Consider the following 26,175-nt stretch of genomic DNA (forward strand, 5'->3'; position numbering starts at 1 on the left):
TCGAGTACAGACCACCCACGGACAACCGTGCACCTCACGGGCATACCGAAGACGATCGGCTTTCCTCCACTGGGGAAGACCCGGGTACGGCATCACAAAGGCGGACGCTTTCGCGCGATTGACGTCAGTCGCACTCCACTGATTGCTGGGCGTCCACGGACACGGTTGGCCTGGACTCACGGTCCGCCTCCATGTTCAAGATGACCACACCGGCCACAATGCACATCAATCCGGCCACTCGTGTGACCGATGCAGCATCACCGAACAGCAGCACTCCCACCACCGCAATTGATGCGGTGCCAATTGCCGACCACAACGCGTACGAGACACCGAGCGAGAGTGATCTGAGCGCTTTCGACAAGAAGAAAAAAGACAGGATGTATCCGGCGAGGACCCCGATCGTTGGGATCGGCCGTGTGAACCCTTCAGTCGAGTGAAGACCGGTTGTGGCAGAGATTTCCACGACAACCGCCCCCATAAGGTAGACCCAGCCCATAGCCGTCACGCTCCGAAGTTCATAGCGACGATACCCACGACGGTCAGCGCCAGACCGGCGATCTTGACTCGTGAGACACGTTCGCCGTGAAAGAGGGCGCCGAGTGCAACTACCGCTGCCGTTCCCAGCGCCGACCACAGTGCGTACACAACGCCGATGTCGATCTGTCTGACCGCGTTCGACAATAGAAAGAAGGCGCCCCCATAGAGCACCCACACCGCAGCAGATACCCGAAGCCGGGTGAACTCGCGGGTGAGCGGCAACATGCTTGTAGCCGCGACCTCGAGAACGATCGCTATAATAAGCAACATCCACGCCATTGAAATCGAGTCCCATCATCGTGAGGATTTGCCGTATCTTCCACGCAGATCGCCGCTGTGGCGGCTCGTGCCGAAATGTTGCTCACCAGATTTGCTGTCTCACCGCGCTAGTTATCTGCTGTTCAGAGTTTCGATTCCGGGAGCACTGCCCGTACCGACTGCGTCACGCGATCTCGCGGTCCGAATCGAGGGGGTCGGGTGCCGAATCGCCGCTTCGAACGGCGGTCACCGCGCGTATGAAGTCCGCGATACGCTCAATTGCCCTGCGTGCTTCGGGCAGAAGGTCAGCAGCCACATGAAAGACGTGGAACTGGCCATCCCAGATCTCCAGGGCAGCCGGGACCCCATCATCGGCAAGGCACTCGAACATCAGCCGCGCATCGGGATACAGCATGTCTTTGGATCCGACCTGAAGTAGTACCGGGGGTAGGCCGCGCAGGTCTGCATCGACAGGAGACAAAGGCAGTGCCGATACGCCACGAGTACGGCGCTCCACGCGCTCGGTGAGGGCCGTCAACGCCATCAGCGCCGAACTGGGAAGGATCGGGCATTGCGCAGACGCTGGATGCTGCAACTTGACGGACGGGTCCAAGTCGGTAAGCGGTGACAATGCGACCAGACCGGCCGGCCTCGGCAGATCCAGGTCGGCGAGGGCGAGCGCCACCATGAACACGAGGTATCCGCCGGCGGAATCGCCGCAGATGACGATCTGGGTCGGGGAAAATCCTCGTGCAAGCAACCAGCGATAGCCGGTGATCCCGTCGGCGACGGCGTCCCCTATCGCATGTGTGGGCATCAGTCGGTAATTGACACTGAGCACGCTGGCATCGGCCGACTGCGAAATCCGAGAAGCGAGACGGCGATGCGTATTGAGGCCACCGGTCAGGAACCCCCCGCCGTGAAGGTAGAGGACCACGCTGTGCATGTCGGTGTTGTGGGCCCGGATCCAGTCCGCGTCACAATCTGTCAAACGCACACGACGATGCCCGACTCCATCGAGCGGGGGGAGCACACGCGCGGCCTGGTCAACCACCCGCGCGGCCCAGCCTGCGCTCGGAATATGTGCCCATACACCGAGCGCCGGCTTGACGGTCACACGCAACGCGTGTGTCAGGAGCTTTGACTGAATGCTGTTGCCCGGAAAGAGGCTCGAACGTGTCAAGGAATCCGATTCGGTCTCCACTTCTCGTGTTGGGTTCATTCCGATAACGCCAACCCCCTCCCCGGGCTGTTCGACCGAGCTGACGGCTGACATCGGAACTCCAAACTTCCAGGGATGACCATGGCGGGATCTGAGGCACATAGACCCAAACGCCGCATTAAGACGTCTCTCAAGATATGGCTCGCATCACCCGACTGGACTCCCCCCAGGGGGGAAATGCACTCCCCAACAGAGGGATCCTTCCTGCACGGAGTTGCGGGCCGGCCCGCGCGCTGGTGCACTGGACAGATCGAATCGTCTCCGCACTCGGTAGGAATTTCACACAGCAGTCCCTCTCTGGCGACAGCCTGAACCGGTTCTGGGCACTGTCGCGGAACAACTCGGTCGGGAAGACGCATCTCCCACGTTTGTCCAGGTATGACGGTTGGAGGTAGTACCGTGATCGACGACTCTGCACTCGAAGACCTGCGGATCATCGAGTTCGCGCGCCGATGGCTTCCCTACGGCGGTGGCACAACCGGCGACCTTCTAGTCGAATTCGGCATGACTCCGGCCTGCTACGTCGCGAGACTGGACAGCATCCTGGCAGGGCCGACAGCCAACCAACTCGATCCCAACTTCCGCGAGGACCTCCGCCGTTTCGTATCTCTACGCGCGCCCACGGCTCGCCCGACATCGTAGATACAGAACCTCGAACAACGGGACACTTCGAGACGTGACCTACGGCCGGACCATGCCGCCGCGCGGCATACAGCTCGTGGTCCCGAAACGAGTCCAGCGCCAGTGGGCAGGAACACCGACATCGTTAGCGAGTCTGCGAGTGGTCCCGGCACACCCACCCCGAAATGGGAACTACGCATCATAAGCCGGACGAAATGGTTTGCGCCCGGAACGGGTGTATCGACACGGAGCGCTCAGTTCATCCTCAACGTGAGAAGTCGACGAACCAATCAACCACCGCAGAACACTGCGCCGGAGAATCTGCCTAGACTAAGCCTGGATCCGTGGAGACTACGCCCGGCCGTAACGGCGTGTGAATGACGAACGCGCCTCCCGTAGTGGAACAATCAAGATTCTCATCGTCGCGTACGGAAGTTGCGGCGTTGAGGAGATCACCGAGATCGAGGCGTTCCTCGACAACGCCACCGCGTATGTGAATCGGTCGGGCAGTGCCGGTCCCCGGTCTCCGCGGCCGTGGACGCGCCGCGAAGATCACCTGGATGTCTCTGCAGCACATCGTCAAACACGAACCCAGTCCCCCTAAAAAACAACGCAACTGGGCAACGTAGGCGCGTCGGCACCTCGGTCTCACCGGGCCGGCAGCGAGGTACGAGCTCGAATGACAAGTCTGAGAACCGCCTTGAGGGCGATGACGCCTCGTCTACGTCACCGCCGACAGCGAGTGGAGTTACCCGTCGGCGGTCGTGAATTCCGATGTGGTCGCAGCCTCTCTCCCAAGTTACCCTCTGGGTGGTCCCGCTATACGGGACCACGGTCGCCATGTTCGGTGTGACATCTCCCCCCGTTTCAAATTAGTGGTAAGAGCGGCTGTTGCGAGGGCCGAGTAGCAGCCGCGGTCATCGTAGGTGGTGCGTACCATCGACAGGCCCGCGTGGCATACCGGATCGCCAACTGTCAGGGCGCGTGGTTTAAGCGGCGTAGGTTACAGTCAGGAGGTCCTGCCGAGACGCACCCCAGTACGTTAACGGTGCGCTCCAGACGTCGGAGTAAAGTCAGCAATCAGGGCAGCCTGGAAGAGGGCGCTGGCGCAGCGCATACTTCGCCCGTTCCCGCTCAGGTCCAGACGGTGCCGATGTCGACGCCCTCGCGTGCCGGCGGGGTGGGGACGCCGGCGGGGGTGCGGGAGAAGCGGGGGGCCGGGGCGTGCTGGGTGACGCCGTCGAGTTCGATCAGTGAGCCGCGGGCGGCGATGTGTTCATTGGACGGCGCCTCCGAGAAGGTGAGGACCGGGGACACACACGCGTCGGTGCCGAGGAAGATCGCGGCCCACTCGTCGCGGGTCTTCGACAGGAACTTCTCGGCGAAGACCTTCTTCATCTGCGGCCACGCAGACACATCCATCTGGTGCGGCAGGTCCGCGGCGTCGAGTTCGAGTCCCTGCAGCAACAGGGCGTAGAACTGCGGCTCGATCGATCCCACGGCCATGTACTTGCCGTCGGCCGTCTCGTAGGTGTCATAGAACGGCGCGCCGGTGTCGAGCAGGTTGACGCCCCGCTCGTCCGACCACACACCGCGGCCACGGAACGCCCACATCATGTGCGACAGCGCCAGGGCGCCGTCCACCATCGCGGTATCGACAACCTGACCCTTGCCGGAGGTCTGGCGTTCCACCAGCGCGGACAGGATGCCGAAGATGAGGAACATGGAGCCGCCGCCGAAGTCGCCGACCATGTTCAGCGGGGGAACCGGGCGCTCACCCTTACGCCCGATGGCGTGGAGGACACCCGTGAGGGAGATGTAGTTGATGTCGTGGCCGGCGGCATTGGCCAGCGGGCCTTCCTGTCCCCAGCCGGTCATCCGGCCGTAGACCAACCGCGGGTTGCGCTCGAGGCAGACGTCGGGGCCCAGGCCCATGCGTTCGGTGACGCCGGGGCGGAAGCCCTCGATGACGACGTCGGCGCGCTCGATCAGCTCCAGCACCTTCTCGACCTGCGCGGGATCTTTGAGGTTGGCTTCGACGACGCGACGTCCGCGCTGAATCTGGTCGTAGGGTCCGTCCTGCGGGATCACACCGGGGCGCTGCACGCAGACGACGTCCGCACCGAGATCGGCGAGCAGGGTGGCCGCGTGGGGGCCGGGTCCCAGACCTGCAAATTCGACGATGCGAATGCCCGCGAGCGGGCCCTTCTTCTCTGTAACGGGAGCAGACACTCAAGTTCCTTCCGACGGACGACGTATCCCGCCGACATTAATTTGAGGTGGAGAGCGGGCCGCTGGCTCGGCAGATCAACCCTGGTGTGTTGTCCAAATTCTCATCGCACTGGAACTGAGGCCGCCGGCAGGAACGAGCACACGCCCCTGTCACCAGCCTGTGAGCGATGCGCCGTCGGACCTCCGCCTACTGTGTCCTAAAACCCCTGGAGCAGGCCTCAGTCTGGATCGGCGAATGACGGAGCGCGTTTGCAGACGCCCGCTGTGACGGCCTCGACCTGATTAGGTTTTCCGTAAAGTGCGGTTTGCAAGTCCGTTTCCAGCATGAGCGCGGCGGCGGCGTCGGCGCTGGACCAGGTCTCGTCGTAGAGGCGCTTGGCCGCGCGGACCGCGTCGGGTGACTTCTGGGCGATCTCGTTCGCCAATCTCAACGCGGATGCCAGCGGGTCTTCCGCCGTGCGAGTGACCAGACCCAGCGCATCGGCCTCATCGCCGGCGAGGATGCGGCCGGTGAAAGTAAGTTCCTTGGCGACGTCGATGCCGACCAGCCTGGGTAGCGACTGTGTGATCGCCATGTCCGGCACGAGCCCCCACTTGACCTCCATGATGGAGAGTTTCGCGTCAGGCGCGGCGATACGGATGTCGGCGCCGAGTGCGATCTGCATGCCTCCGCCGAAGCAGTTGCCGGTGATGGCGGCGATCACCGGTGCAGGGACGCGCGACCAGTCATGAGCTGCGCGTTGGGCGAAATTGGCCTTGCGGCCGTGCTGTCGGACGAGTAGCACATCGATACCCGTTGGACCAGCCAGAAAGCTCGGAACGTCCAGGCCCGCGCAGAAACTCTTACCCTCCCCATGGAGCACGACTGCTCGAACACGTCGGTTGGTTGCCAACTCGTCGGCGGCATCGAGCAATCCTTCGAACATTGCATGATCCAACGCGTTGTGCCTGTCGCTGCGGACCATGGTGACCGTCGCGACACCGTTATCCCCTACTCGGACACGCACCCTGTCTTCGCCCATGGGGGAAATCTAGCCGTCCGACGACGTTGCATCCTCCGCCTGGCGAAAGATCCCTGGACGGTGTTCCAATAACTCTTTCTACAGAAACACTCGGGTAGTCGGCGGAGGACGTGCCCCTGTCGTTGGCGTGCAGCGTAAGCCGGATAAGCCTCTAGCTGTGCGATCTCTACGGTCCCTCGCAGAGTCAGTTGCCGCCTTGCGCGGGGCGCATGGGGTCACCCGGTCCCGATCGCGCGCACGTGCAGCCTCAACATTGGGAGCCGACGGCCCAAGTCCGACCACCCCCATGATGGAGCTCGAGACGACGTATCCCCGCTGGGCATGGAATCGGCACTGAGTCTGGTCCGGAGCCGCCTCGGGGCGCGGCCTGAGACAATCGTGACGTGCCGTCGTCAATGGGTAGTCAGTTGTCCGCGTTCGTCCGAGTTTTTCGACGGCACCGGCGTATTCGCGAATTCGCAGAGGTGGGCTTGTTGGATGGCCTGGACGGAACAGAACGATCTACTCGCATCCGGGTACTGCAATATCTCGCCGACCGAGGGATCAGTACCGATGGCCTCGTGTCCGCAACTCGTGAAGGCCAGTTAGGTTACGAATTGCTCGACGTGACCTTGTCGCCCCACGGCGCCATATACTCGTTGGAGCAGATTTCACAATCGACCGACATTTCGCCGGAAGACGTGGAGAGATGGTTTAGGTCAATGGGCCGCGGCGTGTCTGAAAGTACTTCGGTAGATTATAACGATGACGACCTGCGCCTTGCGCAACTGCTCAACGAGTATCGCGCTTTGGGTATCGCAGACGCCGGGTTGTTCGCGTTCGCCCGGATCGTGGGCCGAAATACCTCGACTTTAGCCGACGCGAGCAAGTCATTGATACAGAACAATCTGCACACCAACCGTGATCGACCCGAAATCGCTTTACAATTTGCACGCGAGTTGCAACGGTTCGCCGAATTTCAATCCCAACTTCTCCACCGGGCAGTCGCCACTCGCCTTCGACAGCAAATCAGTCAACAAATTCGTGCAGACATCGCTACTGAACATACGTCTGAATCACATGTGATCGCAGCGTGTTTCGCCGATATGGTCGGGTTCACAGTGTTAGGCGAACAGTTGACGCCGACCGAATTGGGCGACTTGGCGGATCGACTCGACACCCTAACTACAGATTTGGTCGAACCACCGGTCCAGTTCGTCAAAACAGTGGGCGACGCGGTGATGTTATTATCACCCGATCCAACACGACTGGCTGTAGTTGTGCTCAAAATTCTTGCCGCCGCTCAACAGCAGGGCCTTCCGCCCATACATGCCGGCATTGCGTGGGGTACCGCTGTCCGCAGCGCTGGCGATTGGATTGGCCAACCGCTGAATCGGGCCAGCAGGATCGCCACCATAGCCGAGCCGCTCGAGGTACTTGCAGACAGTGCGACCATGCGCCGAATCAGCAGTGCTGAAATAACCATTGAATCGGCCGGAACATATCAACTGAAGGGATTAACCCAGGGCAGTCAGCTATATCGAATACGCGTGAAGCAGCAAAGGGATGACCGATCTCCGGCGCAGGATCGTTGATGTGGTGGCCGCGCGTGCAGAACAGGAAGACAGACGAATATGTCCCTGCACGCGAGCCGCGTGCAAGTTCGCAAATTGGCAGTCAGGTACCTCGGGTCCGCCCCGTAAGGACCGCTCACCACCTCGTGGCTCTCGCCCAAACTGTCGTTGACAGCCTCGACCTCGACGCGATGGATTGGACGGGACTCCCGGCTCTGTGACTCGATCATGCAGCACTCCAGCTTTCTGCCCATTTTGAGTGTTGGGTGACTCAACAAGAATCTGACGACGGGAGTGCTGGCCAGGTGGCGATCTGGTCGTGCCGGTTCATCCCACTGACGTGGTTTTTGTAGTTCTGCACAGCAAGGGCCCGTCGAGAAAGAATCCTGTTACTGACGTTACTGAGACGATCAGCACATGCTTGCCGGTCCGAGGCCCACCCCACTATCTGAGTCGGCGATGTCCGACCTGGTTCTGCGTCGTCCGACGATGCGGAGAATGTGCTCGGCCTGTGGTGGTCAGCTTCTTCATCACACCAACACGGACACCTGGAGTAATTCATGACCATGTATCGCCTGGATCGCCTGCCGCTCGGCAAGTACCCGTGTCAGCGCGACCTCAGCCTGGTGTTCGGGGACATTGACACCATCGGCCATGTGAACAACGTGGCGATCGCGAGATTTTTCGAAGAGGCACGGGTCCATCTGTATCGAATGGTAGACAGCTATCTGTCCGAGAAACGCACAATGAGGATGGTGCTGGCACACGTCGAAATCGACTATGCCGCGGAAGTTTCCTACCCCGGCGAGGTACAGCTCGGAATCGGCGTCCAGGAGATCGGAAGAACCTCGGTACGGCTAGGGGCTGCTCTCTTCCAGGGGGGCCGCTGTGTGGCCGTGTCGCGGTCTGTCGACGTGAATACCATCGAAGGCCAAGCCGGCGCAGCCGGGTTGAGTGAGGACTACCGGCTCGCGTTACATAAGTGCCTGCTGCCCCAGATCCAACTTTGAGAGGCCACGGACCTGTGAGACGGTTCATGAAGAAGCACGGACATCCGGCCTCGCAGGACGGTACCTAATGCGTTCGGCCGTCCGTCAATGACGCCGCAGACCTGCCGTCAAAGTTCACCGAACGCACGCACAATGGGTACGGCGCCAGCTGCTTGCCGCCCATTGCCAGCGCCGCCCAGCAAGATCAACGCCGCAACAACGTTCGGCTCGTACGTCGGTGGGCCTGCTGTCCCGGGATGCACCGCCTTCGGGATCAAAGCTGCCCTCAATGCCTGTCGCGATGCCGCCGGTCGCGGGTGCACAGCTCGTCGAGATTTTCGCCATACCCGGCTCGTCGATCGCGATCGCCGTGGACGGCCCTACGGTCAGCCATGGTCAGTTCCGTCATCCGGTCCTACCGTCGACCACCGCACCGACGTGACAGAAACGCCCGCTATGCGAGCATCCTCGGTGAGGCCGCGCGGAAATTTCACATCAGGGTTTCTCATCGCGAGCATGGCACTGCATGGGTCATGTGGCAGGCTTCACATTATGGGTTACCTCCAGGCGTGACCCAGATCAACGGAGATTCGTGTGAGCACTGCAGCCCCCCTGCCTGATAAGCGTAAACCGGCTGGCACGGCACCCGGTTCGTACCGCGCCGACATCCGGGCGTGCACCGCGTTTCGTGAGGTGGCCGAGGCGTTGGCCGAGGGACGCGATCTCGATGTCGTATTGCATGTGATCGCCGAAAAGTTGTGCCAATTGACCGGTGCCGACCGATGCAGCATCCATCTGGTGGATAAGGAGACCGGGCTTCTGCACGGTCGGGCGGCGCATGCCCCGACCAATATCGACGCCCAAGTCAAACAGCTGGTCAGCGGCACGATGCAGGACAGTTTCACTCGGGAGATCCTCACGACTCGCCGACCGGTGGCCCTCTTGAACACCCTGTCCGACCCGCGACCGATCAAATCCGCGATGCGCCGATGGAACGCTCAATCCGTCCTCGGTGTTCCGATGGTCCTTCACGATGAAGTCATCGGGGTCGTCTACCTCGACAGCGAAAACACCCCGGTCGAGTTCAGCGCCGCGGACCAGGAACTCGCTGTCGCGTTCGCGGACCTGGGGGCCACGGCGATCCGGCAGACACAGCTGACCACTCGGCTGCGCTCGAGTCTGTCCACGGTAGCCACCCAGATCGAACAACTGCGGCAAGCCGCCAGCCTGGAAGAGCAGTTGACAGAGATAGTGCTTCGAGGGTCGAGCCTCAAGGAGATTGGTGACACGGTCGCCCGCCTTCTGGGCAAACCGTGCGCGATCTACGACAACGCCTTCCGACGACGAGTTTTGTCCTCCCCCGCCCGGTCCGCGCAGAACTTCACCCCTAAATTGTTGGACAAGGATATCCGCGAGGCTCCAGCGGTCAGGGAATCGCTTGCCCAATTGAAGCCCGGAACGCCCACGGTGATCCAACCTCTCCCCTGGCTTGGGTTGCATCATCGTCTCCTCCTCTGCGCCGTCATGCTCGAGGGGGATTGCTGGGGCTACGTGGTGGTAGCCGAGCACGGTCGTCGATTGAGTCCGCTCGATGAGGCCGTGGTTCGCCGCGCCGCGCTGAACATCGCGCTGGAAAGATCCGGTGAGCGACGCGCCGGTACCGTTCAATGGCACACGATCGAGGCGTTCACGGGAAGTCTGTTACGTGGAGATGAGTCGGTCGCGGCGCTCGAGGAGCGGGCGGAGGTGTTGGGCCTGCGTCTGGATGTTCCCCGCGTCGTATGTCTGGTTGCCGCGCGGCAGAAGGATGCGGCCCTGCAGATTTCACCTCAGATGCTGGCCAAACGGCTCACCGATCGGGAATCCCCCTCGGCGGTCATGGCGGCGCCATCCGGGAACGACATTGCCCTGATTCTCGAGCTTCCCGAGAGTGCCGATCACCGCCGCGGTGTCGCCTGGGCCAAAGCGCGAGTCCGCGCCGCCCTCACCGGAATCGCCTCCGAGGAGGCGCTGAACGTTGCCATCTCCACCGTGGCCCACGCCCCGGGTGAGGACACCCGCGCCTTCAACGAGGCCCGTCAGGTCCTGTCCTGCATGCACCACCATTTGGGTATTCCCGGCACTCAATTCCTCACCGTGGACGAGCTGGGCGCCGGCCGTCTGCTCTTGTCCTCCACCGACCCGACTGATGCCTTGCGCTACGCGCATGACGCACTTGGCCCGCTCCTGGCGTCGGACAGCGCCAAAACCCGGGAGTTGTTGACCACGCTCAGCGTCTTCTTGGATGCCGGGTGGAGCGTTCGACGCGCCGCGCGACTTCTCGGGGTACACGCCAACACCATCCGCTATCGCACCGCCAGAATCGAGCAGCTGACCGGCCTCGACGTCGCCACCGATGCACACGCCCAGCTCACTGCCCAGCTCGCACTCCTCATTCTGCGGATGAATGGTCTACTCCCCCCGGCATCCGCGATGACAGATCACCTCACGGAAACCAGCGATCAGAACGACGCCAACGACGCCAACGACGCGGACGACGCGGACGACGCGGAAGTGGAATAGCAACTCTGAGGTTGGCGGTTTCAGACGTTCCCGCGTGCTGGGACGCACTGCGATCTGCGCTGATCAGTGACCTTCGTGGGCGCCCTACGAGGCCAAGGATCCACGCAGGACCTGTTGCGGCTAGTGAGTCTGATGATGTTTGGTCATATCCAGGGAGAAGTCGTACGTCCCAGTCGATGGAGTTGTTGCAGCCTGGGACCGCGCCGCGACGTTGGAATCTCAACTTTTCAGCTCCCACGAAGGTAGCCAGGGGCGAAGAAGTGGCCCGACGATGGTTCTACCTGGGCCGCGGCGGTGTCTGCCTCTGCGGCGATAGGTCGCCCAGGGTTCGCTGCCATGATCCGAGGCGGCATTTTGTGTATCCCTACAAAGAGGCGTGCAGTGGTCGTTCCACAGTCACCAGCCCGACTGCCGATCGACGCAGGTGATGCGTGGGTTCCAGGGGCTGCAGGATGCCGGTGGTGGCGCGGGCTCCCTTTGACGACCCGGTAGTAATGCTCGTTCCCTCCCCGAGCTCCTGATCCGTCACGGCAAATCAGTCATATCGACCCGCTCGGGGCCGTCGTACTCCCAGGACGCAGACCGCTGCCCGAAGTCTCTCGGGGAAGCCACCGCATGAAAGTCGCCTGATGATCGGACCCCGTGAGGCAGCTGCCGAGTGGTGCCGTCGGCGAGGTTCGTCTGTCGGGGTCGAACCAGCAGCCCCGCTCAACCAGCCAGACCATACCGGTGCCGGGGCCGCGGGTCCCGTTCCGGCAGAGGCGTCGCCTTCTCCGCAGGTCGACGCCCCCCAGATCGATCCGGATCCCGCACTTATCGCCGCGGGAGCCCAGCGGAGCCGTTCCTCGGACGCTTCTGTATTAGTGCACAAACTTGTGCTGGGCACGAGGATGACCGGTTCTGAGATGCGTGTCACAGTGGCTCATGACCGTTCCCCTCCAGCGAGTCGTCACTGGCGTCACCACCGAAGACATGCGCCTTTCGGTGGGCGGCCGGGTCCAGGACGAGTCCGACCCGGCTGGCACCCACGGCAGCGCGCCGGCCACCTTGCCCACCTAATCCTCGACGCCAGTTCGTCGATCTAGATAGACCGCCGATGCCGGCGCACCCAGCAACACACAACCTGAAAGATCGAAGGGACCACCCGTTATGCCATTGCAGACCCTGTCCGACGTGGACGCCGTCGTCATCGGCGCAGGCTTCGCCGGCCTGCGCACAATCCACTCCCTGCGCAAGCTCGGCCTGTCCATGCAAGTGTTCGAGGCCGGTACCGATGTCGGCGGAACCTGGTACTGGAACCGGTACCCCGGCGCGCGGACCGACACCGAGAGCTGGGCCTACTGCCTCTCCTTCGACCGTGAGGGCTGGGAGCAATGGGACTTCCGTGAGCGTTTCTCCGCGCAGCCCGACACGCTCGACTACCTTCGCCATGTCGCCGACAAGCACGACATGCGCAAGCACATCCGGTTCAACACGCAGGTCACGGGCGCGACCTTCGACGAGAACACGAACCGTTGGACCGTGGTCACCAAGGACGGCCTCGAGGTCAGCTGCCGGTGGTTGATCACCGGCCTCGGGTGGCTGGGCGTCGCCTTCAAGCCCCCCTTCCCTGGAGCCGACTCCTTCCAGGGCGAGTACTATTCGACGTCCCAGTGGCCCCACGAGCCTGTTGACCTGGCCGGCAAGCGGGTCGGCGTCATCGGTACCGGCGCCACCGGGGTCCAGGTCATCCAGAGTGTCGCGCACGTCGCCGAGCATCTGACGGTCTTCCAGCGCACCCCCAACTTCGTGGTGCCCACACGCAACCATGCGTTGTCGCCCGAGCAGAAGGCCGAGCTCAGTCGCGACTACGAGAGTGTCTGGGACAAGGCGTTCAAGCACGTCTTCGGCTTCCCGATGGAATCTCCGCAGCGGCTTGGTTCCGAGCTCAGCGACGAGGAGCTGGAGAAGGTCTTCGAGGCCGGTTGGGAGGCCGGCGGTTTCCGATTCATCTTCGAGACTGTCGACGACCTGTTGGTAGACCAGCGCGTCAACGACGCGGCCGCGGAGTTCGTCCGCCGCAAGATCCGGACCATCGTGAAGGATCCGCACACCGCCGAGCTGCTCTGCCCCACGACCCACCCGATCGGCGGCAAGCGCCCACCGCTGGGAACCTTCTACTACGAGACGTACAACCGTCCGAACGTATCTCTGGTGAGTGTGCGGGAGGATCCGATCCACGAGATCACCGCGACCGGTCTACGTACCGTGAGCGGCGCCGAGTACGAGCTTGACGTGATCATCTACGCAACCGGATTCGACGCCATCACCGGCCCCCTGGCCAACCTGGACATCCGCGGAGTCGGAGGTCGCACGATCGCGGAGCAGTGGGCAGATGGGGCCAAGATGTTGCTCGGTCTGTCCGCGGCCGGCTTCCCGAACCTGTTCACCATCCTGGGACCTCAGGCGCCTTTCGCCAGCCACCCACCGGTCATCGAGACGCAGGTCGAGCTCATCGAAAAGATCCTCGAACGCGCCCTGGCCGAGAAGGCCACCCGTGTCGAGGCCACTCCGGAGGGTGTCGAGGCCTGGTCGGACCAGTGCGACATGGTCCTCAAGGCGACGTTGCTCGAGCAGGGCCTGGGTGATCGGCCGTGGTTCCTGGGCGCGAACGTACCCGGAAAGAAGCCGAGCACCTTGTGCTACCTGGGCGGCTTGGGCAACTACGTCGCAGCGGTGAAGCAGGAGGTGGAGAGCGGGTTCTCGAGCTACGTGCTTGATGCGGCGCACGCTCTTGCCTAGCTGACATCGGCGCGTTTTTCAGGGCCCGCTCGTTCAAGAGGACGAGCGGGCCCTCAAAGCGCGATGATCCGAACGGGAAAGGAATCGATGTGGGACCCCTGCACGGACTGCGGGTACTCGAGCTCGGGGGCCGAGGTCCGGTGCGTTTCAGCGGAATGCTGCTGGCCGATCTCGGCGCCGAGGTGATCAGCATCTGCCGCCCTCGGCCCGCCGATGACATCACACCGTCAGGAGACGTCGGGATCGGGCGGGGCCGGCGGAGAGTGAGTCTCGATCTGCGCACCCGTGCGGGCCGGCGGGCCGCGCTCGCGATCGCGAGCCGGGTCGATGCCGTCATCGAGGGCTTCTTACCCGAAGTCACTGAGAGCCTCGGAGTGGGACCCGCCGACTGTATGGCCGCAAATCCCCGGCTGGTCTACGGACGCATCACCGGTTGGGGGCAGACCGGGCCCTTGGCGAACCAGCCCGGCCACGACATCAACTTCCTCGCCGTCTCCGGCGTTCTCGCCCACCTCGGACGCGCCGACACCGTGCCGGCACCCCCGATGAACTTGCTCGCCGACGGTGGGGGCGCAATGCTGCTCACGCTCGGAGTGACCGCTGCCGTGCTGGAGGCCCGCGAGTCCGGCATGGGACAGGTGGTCGACACCTCGATGCTCGAGGGCCACGCGCTGCTGAGCACCATGAGTCACGAGATGCGCAACGAGGGCCGGTGGAACGACGACCGAGGTTCGAACCTCAACGACTCCGGCGCCCCGTTCTACGACGTATACCCAACATCTGACGGCCACCTTGTCGCGGTCGGAGCCGTGGAGGAGAAGTACTGGAAGTCCCTACTGGCGCTGCTCGAAATTCGAGACGACGGGCCGGATCGGTGGGATCGTGCCACCTGGCCCTGGTGGCGTGAACGACTCGGGGCCGTCTTCGCCCAGCGCACGCAATCCGAGTGGTCCGAGCACCCAGAGGCCGCTGGTGCCTGCCTCTCCCCGGTGTTGACGGGGACGGAGGCCGCGGACCATCCGCACAACCGGGAACGCGGAATCTTCACCCGAGCCGGCGACGATCTCCTTCCCTCGCCGGCGCCCCGGTTCAGCCGAACGACGCTTCGGCCGCTGGGCACCAGCGCGTGGGGAAGCGACCAAACGCGCCAGGTGCTCGCCGAGCTCGAGATCGACGAGACAGGCATCCTCGACGATCCGTCGGGCGGTGGCCGGAACGGCCTTGAACCGGCCCAGTAGCGTTCGCCCTAGCCACTGACCGGGAACGCCCTCCGGGCCCTCATGTAGTCGCGATTGCCGGGTCCTGATCGGCAAGCGAGCCAGTGATGCCCCGCTGAAAACGTTAATGAGGAGCGATTTCAGGAGCCTCGAGCAAACTGCGAGCGCATCTCGGGATGTGGGGCCGGCCTCCTCCCGCAGGGGTGCTCGTCCGCCAGATCATCGTCAACAGCACCTGCTGCATCCCGATCGGGCTGATCGTAACTTCTGTCGCCTCCCGCCCCAGGGATCGATGCGCACACCTCGCCAGTCGAACCAGTCCGGCCCGCACCATCCGCAATACGCTTGAACGTCAGCTCTCCCCCCGATCGCCGGGTCTGTGCGATTGCTCACCGATACCGCCGAATGGGCAGGTGAACTGCAAATCTCCCGGCCGACACGCGGCCAATGTCGCCGGCGGACAGTCGCGATCGGTGGGGAGCTGCGCCGCCGCTCGGTGAACCGAGTCGGGAGGGCTCGCGAACAGCAACGAGGCAGACCACCCGCCCACTCGCCTAGACCGACACCCAACGACCGGCCACTGCCTGGACGTCGTTGCTGGCCCCCTTCAGAGCGTCATGTGACTCGATGACACGCCACGGTGCTGTTGAGACGACACGGTGCTGTTGAGACGACACGCCCGCAGTATCGGGCAGGCACCCCACTCGACGGCCTTCGGCCAGACCATCGACCCGTCGAGTACGAGGGGTGTCGTGTCCCCGCGAAAAAGGGGCCAGGAGTTCAAGATCGGCTGACTACGCGTCGCCGGGCCGGGCGGAATTCGTTCCGGCCCGGCCCTGTGGACTGTGTCAGCTCGCTGCTGCGGCGATCGCCTCGGCGATCTCGGCCGGTTTGGTGAACATCGGTCCGTGTCCCGCGTCCACCTTGACGACAGTGTCGACGTGGCGTGCGAACTCGTGCTGCAAGGCGACGGAGAACATCTTGTCCTGGAGCGTGATCACGTAGGTGGTGGGGTGTTGCTGCCAGCCGAGCCCAGTGGCGCTCTCGCCGAGCGTGCCGAGCGCGTGTGGTCCCATCTTGTCCAATATGTGGGCGACTTGCTCGTCTGGGGCGTCGTTGAACATGGTCTCCCGTGCTGCCTCCCGCGCGAGGGTGGCGGTGCCGTCCTCCCGTGGCTCGAGCGCTGCCGCGAGATCACCCTGTGGCTCCGGGTCGCGGCTCAGGAGGTCGCTTACGGATTCGCCGGTCTGGGGCAGAGCTGCACAGACGTAGACGAGATGTGCCACGGCGTCGTTGTCCGCGGCGGCACGGGTAATTACGGCCCCACCGTACGAGTGGCCGACCAAGACGGCCGGCTCGTCGAAATCCTTCAGCGCGTCGCGGACTGCCTGGGCATCTCGCTCGAGCGTTCCGTCCGGACCGCGGCTCGTCAGATTTACGGTGTCTACCCGTATGCCGTGTTGTTCGAGTTCGGCGATCACTTTGTCCCATGCCCATGCTCCGGTGAAGGCACCGTGCACGAGAAGTACGGGCTTGGCCATACGTTCCACCTCAGTTCGCGTTACGCCGGGTGGCCGCATCAAACAGCCGCCGGCAGTTGGTTACTTGATCGCCCGTCCTTGTTGCTGGCCCAGTTCATGCGTGTGAACTGGCCCGCCGGGCACGTCTTCCTTGAATGGGAACGAGTTCGGTCACGGAGCCTACTGCCCGGTGTTCGGGTTACGCGGTGCGGACATGTCGGCGGCGATGTCGCGGCCGATGATTTCCTTCATGATTTCGGTGGTGCCGCCGTAGATGGTGTGGACGCGGGTGTCGACGTAGGCGCGGCCGATGGGATATTCCAGCATGTAGCCGTAGCCGCCGTGCAATTGCACACACCGATCGACGACACGTTTCTGTAATTCGCTGGCCCACCATTTGGCCTTGGCGGCGTCGACGGCGGTCAGCTCCCCGGCATTGAGGGCCAGAACGCACCGGTCGATATGCGACTGGGTGACTTCAATTTCGGTGAGCATCTCGGCGAGAGCGAAGCGAGTGTTCTGCAGGTCGCCGATCGGTGCGCCGAACGCGGTGCGCTCGAACACGTAGTTCTTGGTCCATTCGTAGGCGGCGCGTGCGCCGGTGATCGATGCGACGGCGATGGAGGTCCGTTCGAGTGGAAGGTGCTCCATCAGGTGGAGGAAGCCGCGGCCTTCGGCGCCGAGCAGGTTCGATCCTGGTACCCGCACCTGGTCGAAGGACAGTTCGGCGGTGTCCTGGCCGGCCAGGCCGATCTTGTGCAGTTTGCGTCCTCGGGTAAAGCCGGGCATGTCGCGTTCGACGACGAGCAGGGAGAAGCCGCGGGCGCCGGCACCGGGGTCGGTGCGGGCGACGACGATCACCACGTCGGCGTGGATGCCGTTGGTGATGAAGGTTTTCTGTCCGGTGAGGATCCAGTCGTCACCGTCGCGGACGGCGGTGGTCTTGATTCCTTGCAGGTCCGATCCGGTGCCGGGTTCGGTCATCGCGATCGCCCCGATGAGTTCGCCGGCGGCCATGCCGGGCAGCCAGCGCTGCTTCTGATCGTCGGTACTGAGATCGATGATGTACGGAAGTGCGACGTCGTCCTGCAGGCTCATACCCGCACCGAAGGAGGTGGTACCGGTGCGGGCGATCTCTTCGGCGACGACGTTGCGGAATCGGTAGTCGGTCACGCCGGAACCGCCGTATGCCTCGGGGATGGCGAGGCCGACGATCCCGGACTTGCCGGCGGCGAGCCAGGCGGAGCGGTCGATGAGCCGCTCGGTCTCCCACCGCTCGTAGTGTGGTTCGACCTCGCGGGCGAGGAATTCGCGCACCGTCTCCCGGTACGCCTGGTGGTCTTCTTCGAAGAAGGTGCGCTGCATCGTTGTTGTTCCGACTTTTCGTTTCAGAGGCGTTCGATGATGGTGGCGTTGGCCATGCCGGCGCCTTCGCACATGGTCTGCAGGCCGTAGCGGCCACCGGTGGACTCGAGGTGGTTGATCAGCGTGGTCAGCAACCGGGTGCCGGACGAGCCGAGGGCGTGTCCGAGGGCGATCGCGCCACCTCGGGGGTTCATCCGGGCCGGGTCGGCCCCGAACTCGTGCGCCCACATCAACGGCACCGGCGCGAAGCCTCGTTGACTTCGAAGGCGTCGATGTCGTCGATGCCCAGCCCGGACCTGGCCAGCACCTTGCGGGTGGCGGGAGTGGGGGCGGTGAGCATGAACAGCGGATCGTCCCCGGCGACGGCGAAGGAATGGAACCGCGCCCGGGGAGTCAGGCCCAGTTTGGCCGCGGCTTCCTCGCTCATGATCAGCACCGCTGACGCCCCGTCGGTCAGCGGCGACGAATTGCCCGGGGTGATCAGCCACTGCGCCTCGGGGAACCGGGCGGCGTACTCGTCGGTGCGGAACGACGGCTCGAGGCCGGACAACCCGGCTGCGGTGGTCGCGGCGCGTACCGTCTCGTCGTCGGTGTGTTCGACGACGTTGCCGTTGTCGTTGTGTACCGCTATGGGCACGATCTCATTGGCGAAAAATCCGGCCGCGGCCGCGGCGGCGGCCCGGCGGTGGGATTCGGCCGAGAACACATCGAGGGCCTCGCGGTCGAACTTCCACTTGGCCGCGATCAGCTCGGCGGAGATGCCCTGATGGACCAGGCCTTGCCGGTAGCGGGTGGCGATGCCCGGTCCGGCAGTGTCCTGACCGATCGACGCGGCGCCCAACGGGATGCGGCTCATCGATTCCACCCCGCAGGCGATGACGATGTCGTACGCGCCGGCGATGACGCCCTGCGCCGCGAAATGCGCGGCCTGCTGGCTCGACCCGCACTGGCGGTCGACGGTCGTCGCGGGCACCGACTCCGGGAACCCGGCCGCCAGCAGCGCAGAGCGGGAGATGTTCAGCGCCTGTTCTCCGACCTGGGAGACGCAGCCGCCGATGACATCGTCGACCAGAACCGGGTCGAGGTTGTTGCGGTCGACCAACGGCGCGCAGCACGTGGGCGAGCAGGTCGACGGGGTGGGTGCCGGACAGGGCACCACCCGGCTTGCCCTTGCCGGAGGCGAGGCGGACGGCATCGATGATCACCGCGTTGGTCATGAGTTGAACTTCTTTCGGTTGCAGGGGAAGCGGTCGGTGCCCGGAGGGGGGCTGGCATGGGCGCCGACCGCCTCGAGGTCAATGGCCTCCTGGGGCCGCTTCTCGGCACAACTGGTACTAGGCCGGTGGTGCGAAGTGTGGTGGCAGCGAACCCAGGTACTCGAGGCAATCACCGAAGGTGAGAGTGATGTTCCTTGTGTAGCAGGGTATTAGCGCGGTTCCCTCGGCGGGCGCTTGGCAGAATTGGACAGTCCCACAAGCACCACCACGATGACGTGGACCCGTGTTCGGTGAGGATGCCGTCAGACTCCGCTGCTGCCGCCGTCGACGAAGAACAGTGCACCCGTCGAAAAGGCGGAGGCGTCGGAGAGTAGCCAGGCAGCCTGCTCGGCGATGTCGATCGAGTTCCCGACATGTCCGATCGGTTGACCCTCTGCCAATGACTTCGCCAGCACCGGATCGTGCAGCACCGAGTCGAGCATCGGGGTGGCGATGGTGCCGGGCAGGATGACGTTGACCCGGATGCCTTGGGAGGCGTAGTCCAGGGAGGCGGCGCGGGTGAGTCCTACGACGCCGTGTTTGCTCGACACGTACGCCGGCATCCCGGGAACCGCCTTGTACCCTGCCAGCGATGCGGTGTTGACGATTGACCCGCCGCCGTGCTCGAGCAGGTATCCGATTTCGTGCTTGAGGCAGAAGAAGACACCGGTCAGATTGATGCCGAGGGTGCGGTACCAGTCTTCGGCGCGGGTCTCGTGAAGTGGTGACTGCGGCCCGATTCCGGCGTTGTTGAACGCGCCGTGCAGGCCACCGAATTTCTCGACCGTGGTGTGCACCAGGGCCTCAACCTCTTCTTCGACGGAGACGTCGGTGCGCAGGTATTCGGCCCGGCCGCCGTCGGATTTGATCTGCTCCGCGGTCTCTTTCGCGTTCTGCTCGTTGATGTCGGCGACCATCACGTTTGCACCACGCGCAGCGAACAGCTCTGCACTGGCGCGGCCGATACCGCTGCCGGCTCCGGTGACGATCAGCGATCTGTCCGTCAGATCGAGCGACTTGTAAGGGTTGGTAGGCACAACAATCTCCTAGGTATCCCGGATGCCCGGGCGGGGGGATCTGTTTCGGCGGCAATGTTGAGGTCCAGCCGACTCCTACTTGTCGACGTCGAGGATTATGTAGGCGAGGGTCGCCGGCTGGTCGCTTCGATTGCGCCAGGCGTGGCGTGCGCCGTTCTGCACGATCGTCGCCCCGGTGGGAAGGTGGACCTCGGCCCCGTCGTCGAGTTCGAGGTAGAGCTCACCTTCGACGACGATCGAGTAGTCGACCGTTTTGGTCTGATGCATACCTGGGGCGTCGGGCTCGAAGACGCCGACCAGGCCGGGAAGCTTGGCTTCGGCCTCTGTGGCCCACTCGGAAAGCTCCTCTTCCGTGGGCGCAGGGGCGTCCGGCTCTGCCGCGGACTCGGGGGGGAAACGGAGCAACCCGAACCGGGTGCCCCCCGGGCCGGGGAAGAAGGTCTTGTTGTCCGGTTGCGGGGAGACAACGGGACTCTCGAGGGCTCCCTCGGTGCCCCAGATCGCGAAGAACTGGGCGCCGGGCATCATCGCCAACTCGACGGGTGCAACATCGGACGCTTCGTAGGCGACCGACTTGCCATTGGAATCGATACCGGTGACCACGCGTTTGATTGAAAGGCTCATGTGACGACAGTCTCATAACGCTCTCGTTTGGCGCGGGGCCCGTGAGACGAAATTTTGTACCCTTATCCAACTTGACGAGGACACCGTGTCGTCAGGCCTGACTGCCGAAAGGCCAGCAGCGGCGAGGAGTACCCACGGCGCTCGCCTCCGTCCTCGACTGTCCGCCCATCCACGCCCGCATCTCGCCACCCACCAGGGTCGATGACTATTTGTGCCGATGTCCAATGTTTTGGACGTTAACGGCCACGGGTCCGCACTCATCCGTGTGATGCTCGAAACACGAGCCGGCCACGTCCCAGCCGCGGGTAGTCCGAGCCGCGGATAGAAGTGGTGGCCCCCAGCCACATGATCTGGAGAAAATTGTGCCTACTTCGACTACTAAATTCGACCCGACGGATCCTGCGACCCTCCGTGACCCGTATGACACCTTCGCCCGGATGCGGGCCGAGGCCCCCGTGCACTGGAGCGCGGAGCTGTCGGCCTGGTTGGCGGTGGACGCGGCGTCCGTTCAGACGGTGTTGACGACACCGGCGGTGTTCTCGGCGAACCGTTTGGTGCCGGTCTTCGATCGGCTCAAGGAAAAGGATCAGGCCTCCGCCGCCGACGTCATGCGGTGGTTGTCGATCTGGATGGTGTTCCAGGACCCGCCGAACCATACCCGTCTGCGCCGCCATCTGGCGGAGGTGATCAACCCGAATATGACGAAGACCCTTCGCGAGCCGATCGTGGAAATCACCACGGAATTGCTCGACGGTCTCCCGAAGAACGAGTCGTTCGACTTCTACACCGACTTTGGCCTGCAGCTGCCCGGATATGTCGTGATGGATCTGCTCGGCGTCCCGCGGGAGCGGCTGCCGGAGGTCAAGCAGTGGTCGGACGAGATGATGTTGTTCATCGGCAGTGCCCGATCGGTGGAGAACAAGTACGGCCGGGCCCGCCACGGCGCATTGTCGATGGCGGAGTTGTTCCGCGAGTTGATTGCGGACCGGAAGGCGGCGCCGCAGGATGATGTGCTCACCCGCATGATCACCAGCGAAATCGATGGCGAGACACTGACCGAGGACGAACTGGTCGCCTCGATGATGATGATCGGCAATGGCGCCCAGGAGACCACCGCCCACTTGATCGGCAATGCCCTCCTGGCGTTGCAGGAGCACCCGGAAACCCTGGCTGAATTGCGCGCAGATCCGGCCAAGGTGACACCGGGGGCAATCGAGGAATTCCTGCGCTACGACGGTCCGGTGCTCTCGACAGCCCGGATCGTTGCCGAGGACACCGAGCTGGGTGGACAGCACCTGGCCGAGGGCGACCGCATTTTCGCGATCCTTGCCGCCGCCAACCGTGACCCTGCCGTGTTCGATCGACCCGACGAACTCGATCTTCAGCGTCGCCCGAATGCCCATGTTGCGTTCTCCAAGGGCGCACACTTCTGCCTCGGAGCCCCCGTCGCCCGGCTCGAGGCGCAGATCGCCCTGACGGAAATCGTGCGGCGCTTCCCGGACTACCGGATCAGTGAGCCGGTCGAGGAGATCGCCTGGAGTAACTCGATGGTCACCCGTGGCCCCACCCGGCTCCCGGTGAAGTTGAGCTGATCCATGGAGCACCTCGACGAGCAGTTTCCCCTTGCACCACTCGACGATCACCTCATTCATCAGACCCCGGATCCGATCAGGGTGGCCTACTCCTCGGACCCACGGTTCTACGAGCGATACTGGAACGTCTTCCACGACGAGGTGGGTGATCTGCTGATCGCTGCGGGGGGAACCTTCTACCCGAACCTCGACTTGGCGGAGGCGTATGCGATCGTCAATTATCGCGGCATCCACCGGTCCATCCGTGCGTTCCGGCCACTCGGCGTCGACCGCATGGACCTGCAAGTCGGTCCGATCCGGCCGTCTATCGTCGAGGGGCTTCGACGATGGCGCCATGTACTTGCACCCAACGACTGGGACATCTCCTACGACCTGGACTGGGTCGACCGCAAGCGGCAGGTCTACAGCGCCGCCTACGGATCTTTGAAATCAGCAACGCCCGCGGGTTCCCAGAAGCACGTGACCGCGGGTTTCGAAGGCTTCGGCGACGTGACCGGGTGGGTGCAGATCGGCGACGCCCGAGTCGAATGGCCGGAAGGTGCCGCGCGCGGAACCCGGGACCGGCATTGGGGTATCGGGCGTGGTGTCGGCGGACCCGGAATGCATCCGGGCCGCACAGTGAAGGCCGGCTGGAAGGGCGGGAACTGGATCTGGTTCGACGACTTCGCGATCTGGGGTCGCACCGTCCTCTACGACTTCGGTGATCCCCGCCCGGGAGCGGGAAGGGTGGTCAACGTCGAACGCCGGCTCCGGTTCGAGGAAGACACCAAAATCTTCACCGAGGGCGTGATCGACTACACCTTCGACACCGGTGAGCAGCGGCAAGTGCACTTCGAACGGTTGGGTTTCCAGACCGCGTACATGAAGTGCGGCCTCTACGGTGGGAGCCCGGAAACGGGTCTGCATCACGGCGAATACTTCGGAGAGCCGATGGTGGAAGGCGACGAATTCGACGTGCGGGAGGCCTCCGTGCGTTCGAAGCTCAGCGGTCTCAACGAGCACCATTGCCGCATCACCTGTGAGGACCGCACCACCACGGGGATCTTGCAACCATTGGAACCGGACGCCTACGAGTCCTGCGCCCGCGGTGAGCGCGGGTGGGCCTTCCTCTGATCCCCGGTGTGCCGATCAGAGGGACCCAGCCGACGAACCGGATCTTGGACTTGTGCACAAAGGATAGAGGTGACTAGTCCAAGAAATTTCGCCTTCGTTCCCTAGTGTGGCTATCACCACAGTGTGACTCCCGCACCCGGTGCATGTGTCGCGGCCGCAGGGCACCACACGCACCGACCTCCCAATCCGCATGAAGCGCTACCACCGCACAGGAGAGCACCCCATGACCCTCGAGTACGACTTTCCCCTGATGTGTCCGGACGTGATCAGCCACAACGGTCGCGTCTTCACAGATCAGACTGCGTTGGTGTGCGGGGACACCCGGATGACCTGGCGTGAGGTCGACGAGGCGACCAATCGGTTCGCCAACACCCTCCGGGACCTGGGACTGGGCAAGGGTGACAAAGTCGCACTCCTGATGCCCGCCTCGATCGACACCTTCATCGCGTTCTGGGGAAGCGCGAAGGCCGGGTGCGTGACCGTTCCGCTCAACGTGTTGCTCGACGGCGACTCACTGGCCCGTCTGCTCAACGATTCCGATGCCGAGATCATCTTCGTCGATTCGCAGACCGCGGCCCAGATCGAGTCCGTTCGCTCGAAGCTGACCAACATTCCCGCGGATCGGTTTTTCACCTTCGGGGCGCCCGGGACGGGATGGTCCGATATCCGGCCCCTGATCGAGGGCGCTTCACCTCAGGCGCCGCCGGTGAAGATCAAGCCGCAGGACACCATCACGATCCTCTACACCTCCGGAACCACCGGGATGCCGAAGGGCATCGAACACACCCATCTGAGCCGGATGATGTATCCCTACGGCTTCGGCATGGGGCTGCGGATCGATCGGTACTCGACCGCCATCCTGGCCACTCCGCCCTACGCGTCGGGTACCTGGATCACGATGATCCCCACGATGTACCGGGGAGGAAAAATCGTGATCTTGGAAAAGTTCACCTCGAACGCCTTCCTCGCAGCGGTCGAACGGGAACGGGGAACACACGCCTTCCTCGTGCCGACCCAGTACATCGCGTTGCTCGAGGATCCGCACTTGAACGACTTCGATGTCAGTTCGATGCAATGCCTGGTTACCTCCGGTCAGCCGATCGCCGAGAAGACCTACAACGCCATCGACCGCGCCTTCGAGAACGCCGGCGTCTACGAGGTCTACGGATTCTCGGAAGGCTTTGCCTACCTGCGCATCCCCCAGGACGCGGCCCAAGGCAAGCGGACCTCGGTCGGCAAGCCGATCATGCTCGAGGAGGTACGCATCGTCGGCGACGACGGTATTGAACTGCCCGTCGGTGAGACCGGAGAAATCGTCGCCCGGTCCATCGGCATGATGAAGGGCTACTACAACAACCCGGAGTTGACCGAAGCGGCGACCTGGTACGCACCGGACGGTCGTTCCTTCATGCGCACCGGCGACGTCGGCCACGTCGATGCAGACGGCTTCCTCTACGTCTCCGGGCGTGCGAAGGACATGATCAAGTCGGGCGGCATCAATATCTTCGCCGTGGACATCGAGCAGGTCTTCATGCGCCATCCCGACGTCCTCGAGGTCGCGGCGATCGCCAAGCCGGACCCCAAGTGGGGAGAGACTCCGATCCTGATCGCCATTCCCCGCCCCGGTGCCGCGATCACCGAGGAGGAACTGCGCGCCTGGGGTAACGACCAACTCGCGAAGTACCAACGGGTCAGTGCGGTGATATTCCGGGAGGACTTGCCGCGCGCCGTGTACGGAAAAATCCAAAAAGAAGCTCTGCGCCGTGAATTCGGTACCGGCGCACCCATCGAATACGTCGGAGGAACCGCCTGATGCCCACCCCCAACAACGCCGCGACGGCCCCGGAAACATCTCCGGTCGTCTACCCCGACTACGAAAGCCTGAAACTGGACCGGCCCGCTCCTCATGTGCTGCGGGTCCTGCTCTCCCGCGGCAAAATGAACTCGCTGAACTTCCAGATGCACAAGGACCTCGGATCCGTCTGGCGCCTGATCGACGAGGACCCAACCGTCTCAGCGGTCTTGCTGGCAGGCGAAGGCCGCGCTTTCTCCGCCGGCGGCGACTTCGACATGGTCCAGCGGATCATCGACGACTACGACTTCCGCTGCCAGATGTGGAAGGAAGGGCGCGCACTGGTGCAGAACATGCTCGACTGCACCAAACCGATCGTCTCGGCAATCAGCGGCCCCGCCGCCGGCGGCGGACTGGCCGCAGCACTACTTGCCGATGTCACAGTCGCGGGACGAACAGCGAAACTCGTCGACGGACATACCACCCTCGGCGTTGCCGCCGACGACCACGCGGTCGCGCTCTGGCCGCTGCTGTGCGGCATGGCCAAGTCCAAGTACTACCTCATGACCAGCGACGCGATCACCGGCGAGGAAGCCGAGCGCATCGGGTTGGTGTCGTTCTGCGTGGACGACGATGAGGTCGATACTCGCGCCCTCGAGATCGCGGTCCGCCTCTCCCGCGGGGCGCCCAGCGCGATCCGATTCACCAAACTTGCTCTCAACAACTGGATTCGGGCCGCGTGGCCGTCCTTCGAGGCGTCACTGGCCTTCGGAATCCTCGGCTTCACCGGCCCCGAAGCCAAAGAGGGGCTCGCAGCGCTGCAGGAAAAGCGGCCCCCCGTATTCGAGCAGCGCTCCTACATCTGATCACCGTACGACCACA

The 26,175-nt window shown here is 63.6% G+C and carries 21 protein-coding genes and 1 pseudogene; 12 read left to right on the forward strand and 10 right to left on the reverse strand.

Annotated elements, in window-relative coordinates; all coding sequences use genetic code 11:
* Positions 1-124: 124 nt before the first annotated feature.
* The 3 genes from ACH49N_RS35155 to ACH49N_RS35165 all read right to left on the reverse strand — a co-directional run bounded on the left by ACH49N_RS35155 (position 125) and on the right by ACH49N_RS35165 (position 1,792).
* The gene (locus ACH49N_RS35155) at positions 125-496 is read right to left on the reverse strand and encodes a DMT family transporter (protein ID WP_397505024.1); all 372 of its coding nucleotides are present in this window, start codon (positions 494-496) and stop codon (positions 125-127) included.
* Between the two features lie 5 nt (positions 497-501).
* Positions 502-807 carry an SMR family transporter gene (locus ACH49N_RS35160; RefSeq protein WP_358277406.1) on the reverse strand — a complete coding sequence of 102 codons (306 nt, stop codon included), beginning with the start codon at positions 805-807 and terminating at the stop codon, positions 502-504.
* 172 nt (positions 808-979) lie between these two features.
* The gene (locus ACH49N_RS35165; protein ID WP_358277404.1) at positions 980-1,792 is read right to left on the reverse strand and encodes an alpha/beta hydrolase; all 813 of its coding nucleotides are present in this window, start codon (positions 1,790-1,792) and stop codon (positions 980-982) included.
* Positions 1,793-2,416: 624 nt separating this feature from the next.
* Here ACH49N_RS35165 and ACH49N_RS35170 point away from each other — a divergent pair.
* Positions 2,417-2,659: a DUF3263 domain-containing protein gene (locus tag ACH49N_RS35170; RefSeq protein WP_358277402.1), complete on the forward strand. Its 243-nt coding sequence runs from the start codon at positions 2,417-2,419 to the stop codon at positions 2,657-2,659.
* A gap of 1,113 nt (positions 2,660-3,772) precedes the next feature.
* On the opposite strand, the gene ACH49N_RS35175 is transcribed toward ACH49N_RS35170, so the two are convergent.
* A complete protein-coding gene (locus tag ACH49N_RS35175; RefSeq protein WP_358277400.1) occupies positions 3,773-4,870 on the reverse strand; it encodes a CaiB/BaiF CoA-transferase family protein in 1,098 nt (365 codons plus the stop codon).
* A gap of 218 nt (positions 4,871-5,088) precedes the next feature.
* The gene (locus tag ACH49N_RS35180; protein WP_358277398.1) at positions 5,089-5,892 is read right to left on the reverse strand and encodes a crotonase/enoyl-CoA hydratase family protein; all 804 of its coding nucleotides are present in this window, start codon (positions 5,890-5,892) and stop codon (positions 5,089-5,091) included.
* Positions 5,893-6,356: 464 nt separating this feature from the next.
* Here ACH49N_RS35180 and ACH49N_RS35185 point away from each other — a divergent pair, with 464 nt between their 5' ends.
* From ACH49N_RS35185 to ACH49N_RS35215, 7 genes are all read left to right on the forward strand, one after another.
* On the forward strand, positions 6,357-7,466 hold the full coding sequence (locus ACH49N_RS35185; protein WP_358277426.1) for an adenylate cyclase regulatory domain-containing protein: 1,110 nt from the start codon (positions 6,357-6,359) through the stop codon (positions 7,464-7,466).
* A 539-nt stretch (positions 7,467-8,005) separates the two neighbouring features.
* Positions 8,006-8,455 (forward strand): acyl-CoA thioesterase, encoded by a 450-nt coding sequence (locus ACH49N_RS35190; RefSeq protein WP_358277396.1) that lies wholly within the window; start codon positions 8,006-8,008, stop codon positions 8,453-8,455.
* A gap of 268 nt (positions 8,456-8,723) precedes the next feature.
* Positions 8,724-8,876: a hypothetical protein gene (locus tag ACH49N_RS35195; RefSeq protein ID WP_358277394.1), complete on the forward strand. Its 153-nt coding sequence runs from the start codon at positions 8,724-8,726 to the stop codon at positions 8,874-8,876.
* 152 nt (positions 8,877-9,028) lie between these two features.
* Entirely contained in the window at positions 9,029-10,996 is a 1,968-nt protein-coding gene (locus ACH49N_RS35200; protein WP_358277392.1) for a GAF domain-containing protein, read from the forward strand.
* A gap of 924 nt (positions 10,997-11,920) precedes the next feature.
* On the forward strand, positions 11,921-12,055 hold the full coding sequence (locus ACH49N_RS35205; protein ID WP_358277390.1) for a hypothetical protein: 135 nt from the start codon (positions 11,921-11,923) through the stop codon (positions 12,053-12,055).
* Between the two features lie 90 nt (positions 12,056-12,145).
* A complete protein-coding gene (locus tag ACH49N_RS35210; protein ID WP_358277388.1) occupies positions 12,146-13,777 on the forward strand; it encodes an NAD(P)/FAD-dependent oxidoreductase in 1,632 nt (543 codons plus the stop codon).
* Between the two features lie 89 nt (positions 13,778-13,866).
* Positions 13,867-15,015, forward strand: coding sequence for a CaiB/BaiF CoA-transferase family protein (locus ACH49N_RS35215; protein ID WP_358277387.1), 1,149 nt, complete (start codon positions 13,867-13,869; stop codon positions 15,013-15,015).
* Positions 15,016-15,842: 827 nt separating this feature from the next.
* Here ACH49N_RS35215 and ACH49N_RS35220 read toward each other — a convergent pair.
* The 5 genes and pseudogenes from ACH49N_RS35220 to ACH49N_RS35240 all read right to left on the reverse strand — a co-directional run bounded on the left by ACH49N_RS35220 (position 15,843) and on the right by ACH49N_RS35240 (position 20,796).
* Entirely contained in the window at positions 15,843-16,535 is a 693-nt protein-coding gene (locus ACH49N_RS35220) for an alpha/beta fold hydrolase (protein WP_358277385.1), read from the reverse strand.
* Positions 16,536-16,694: 159 nt separating this feature from the next.
* Positions 16,695-17,879 (reverse strand): acyl-CoA dehydrogenase family protein, encoded by a 1,185-nt coding sequence (locus tag ACH49N_RS35225; RefSeq protein ID WP_358277383.1) that lies wholly within the window; start codon positions 17,877-17,879, stop codon positions 16,695-16,697.
* A 23-nt stretch (positions 17,880-17,902) separates the two neighbouring features.
* Positions 17,903-19,096, reverse strand: a pseudogene (locus ACH49N_RS35230) (thiolase family protein).
* 302 nt (positions 19,097-19,398) lie between these two features.
* Entirely contained in the window at positions 19,399-20,172 is a 774-nt protein-coding gene (locus ACH49N_RS35235; RefSeq protein WP_358277381.1) for an SDR family oxidoreductase, read from the reverse strand.
* A gap of 75 nt (positions 20,173-20,247) precedes the next feature.
* Positions 20,248-20,796 (reverse strand): cupin domain-containing protein, encoded by a 549-nt coding sequence (locus ACH49N_RS35240; RefSeq protein ID WP_358277379.1) that lies wholly within the window; start codon positions 20,794-20,796, stop codon positions 20,248-20,250.
* Between the two features lie 362 nt (positions 20,797-21,158).
* Here ACH49N_RS35240 and ACH49N_RS35245 point away from each other — a divergent pair, with 362 nt between their 5' ends.
* The 4 genes from ACH49N_RS35245 (at position 21,159) to ACH49N_RS35260 (ending at position 26,159) form a co-directional block, all read left to right on the forward strand.
* Entirely contained in the window at positions 21,159-22,388 is a 1,230-nt protein-coding gene (locus ACH49N_RS35245) for a cytochrome P450 (protein ID WP_358277377.1), read from the forward strand.
* Between the two features lie 3 nt (positions 22,389-22,391).
* Positions 22,392-23,501: a hypothetical protein gene (locus ACH49N_RS35250; protein ID WP_358277375.1), complete on the forward strand. Its 1,110-nt coding sequence runs from the start codon at positions 22,392-22,394 to the stop codon at positions 23,499-23,501.
* Between the two features lie 223 nt (positions 23,502-23,724).
* Entirely contained in the window at positions 23,725-25,314 is a 1,590-nt protein-coding gene (locus tag ACH49N_RS35255) for a class I adenylate-forming enzyme family protein (protein ID WP_358277374.1), read from the forward strand.
* Positions 25,314-26,159 carry an enoyl-CoA hydratase/isomerase family protein gene (locus tag ACH49N_RS35260; protein ID WP_358277372.1) on the forward strand — a complete coding sequence of 282 codons (846 nt, stop codon included), beginning with the start codon at positions 25,314-25,316 and terminating at the stop codon, positions 26,157-26,159. The genes ACH49N_RS35255 and ACH49N_RS35260 overlap by 1 nt, the downstream gene beginning before the upstream one ends.
* The last annotated feature ends 16 nt before the right edge of the window (positions 26,160-26,175 follow it).

The organism is Rhodococcus sp. NPDC019647, assembly GCF_044389235.1.
Taxonomy (GTDB): domain Bacteria; phylum Actinomycetota; class Actinomycetes; order Mycobacteriales; family Mycobacteriaceae; genus Rhodococcus_F; species Rhodococcus_F oxybenzonivorans.

Bases quoted from the DNA above. Each gene is read 5' to 3' on its own strand.
- ACH49N_RS35190 (WP_358277396.1), top strand. From the start codon at position 8,006: ATGACCATGTATCGCCTGGATCGCCTGCCGCTCGGCAAGTACCCGTGT.
- ACH49N_RS35240 (WP_358277379.1), bottom strand. From the start codon at position 20,796: ATGAGCCTTTCAATCAAACGCGTGGTCACCGGTATCGATTCCAATGGC.
- ACH49N_RS35225 (WP_358277383.1), bottom strand. From the start codon at position 17,879: ATGCAGCGCACCTTCTTCGAAGAAGACCACCAGGCGTACCGGGAGACG.
- ACH49N_RS35205 (WP_358277390.1), top strand. From the start codon at position 11,921: ATGACCGTTCCCCTCCAGCGAGTCGTCACTGGCGTCACCACCGAAGAC.
- ACH49N_RS35220 (WP_358277385.1), bottom strand. From the start codon at position 16,535: ATGGCCAAGCCCGTACTTCTCGTGCACGGTGCCTTCACCGGAGCATGG.
- ACH49N_RS35180 (WP_358277398.1), bottom strand. From the start codon at position 5,892: ATGGGCGAAGACAGGGTGCGTGTCCGAGTAGGGGATAACGGTGTCGCG.
- ACH49N_RS35250 (WP_358277375.1), top strand. From the start codon at position 22,392: ATGGAGCACCTCGACGAGCAGTTTCCCCTTGCACCACTCGACGATCAC.
- ACH49N_RS35210 (WP_358277388.1), top strand. From the start codon at position 12,146: ATGCCATTGCAGACCCTGTCCGACGTGGACGCCGTCGTCATCGGCGCA.
- ACH49N_RS35160 (WP_358277406.1), bottom strand. From the start codon at position 807: ATGTTGCTTATTATAGCGATCGTTCTCGAGGTCGCGGCTACAAGCATG.
- ACH49N_RS35255 (WP_358277374.1), top strand. From the start codon at position 23,725: ATGACCCTCGAGTACGACTTTCCCCTGATGTGTCCGGACGTGATCAGC.
- ACH49N_RS35260 (WP_358277372.1), top strand. From the start codon at position 25,314: ATGCCCACCCCCAACAACGCCGCGACGGCCCCGGAAACATCTCCGGTC.
- ACH49N_RS35195 (WP_358277394.1), top strand. From the start codon at position 8,724: ATGCCTGTCGCGATGCCGCCGGTCGCGGGTGCACAGCTCGTCGAGATT.
- ACH49N_RS35155 (WP_397505024.1), bottom strand. From the start codon at position 496: ATGGGCTGGGTCTACCTTATGGGGGCGGTTGTCGTGGAAATCTCTGCC.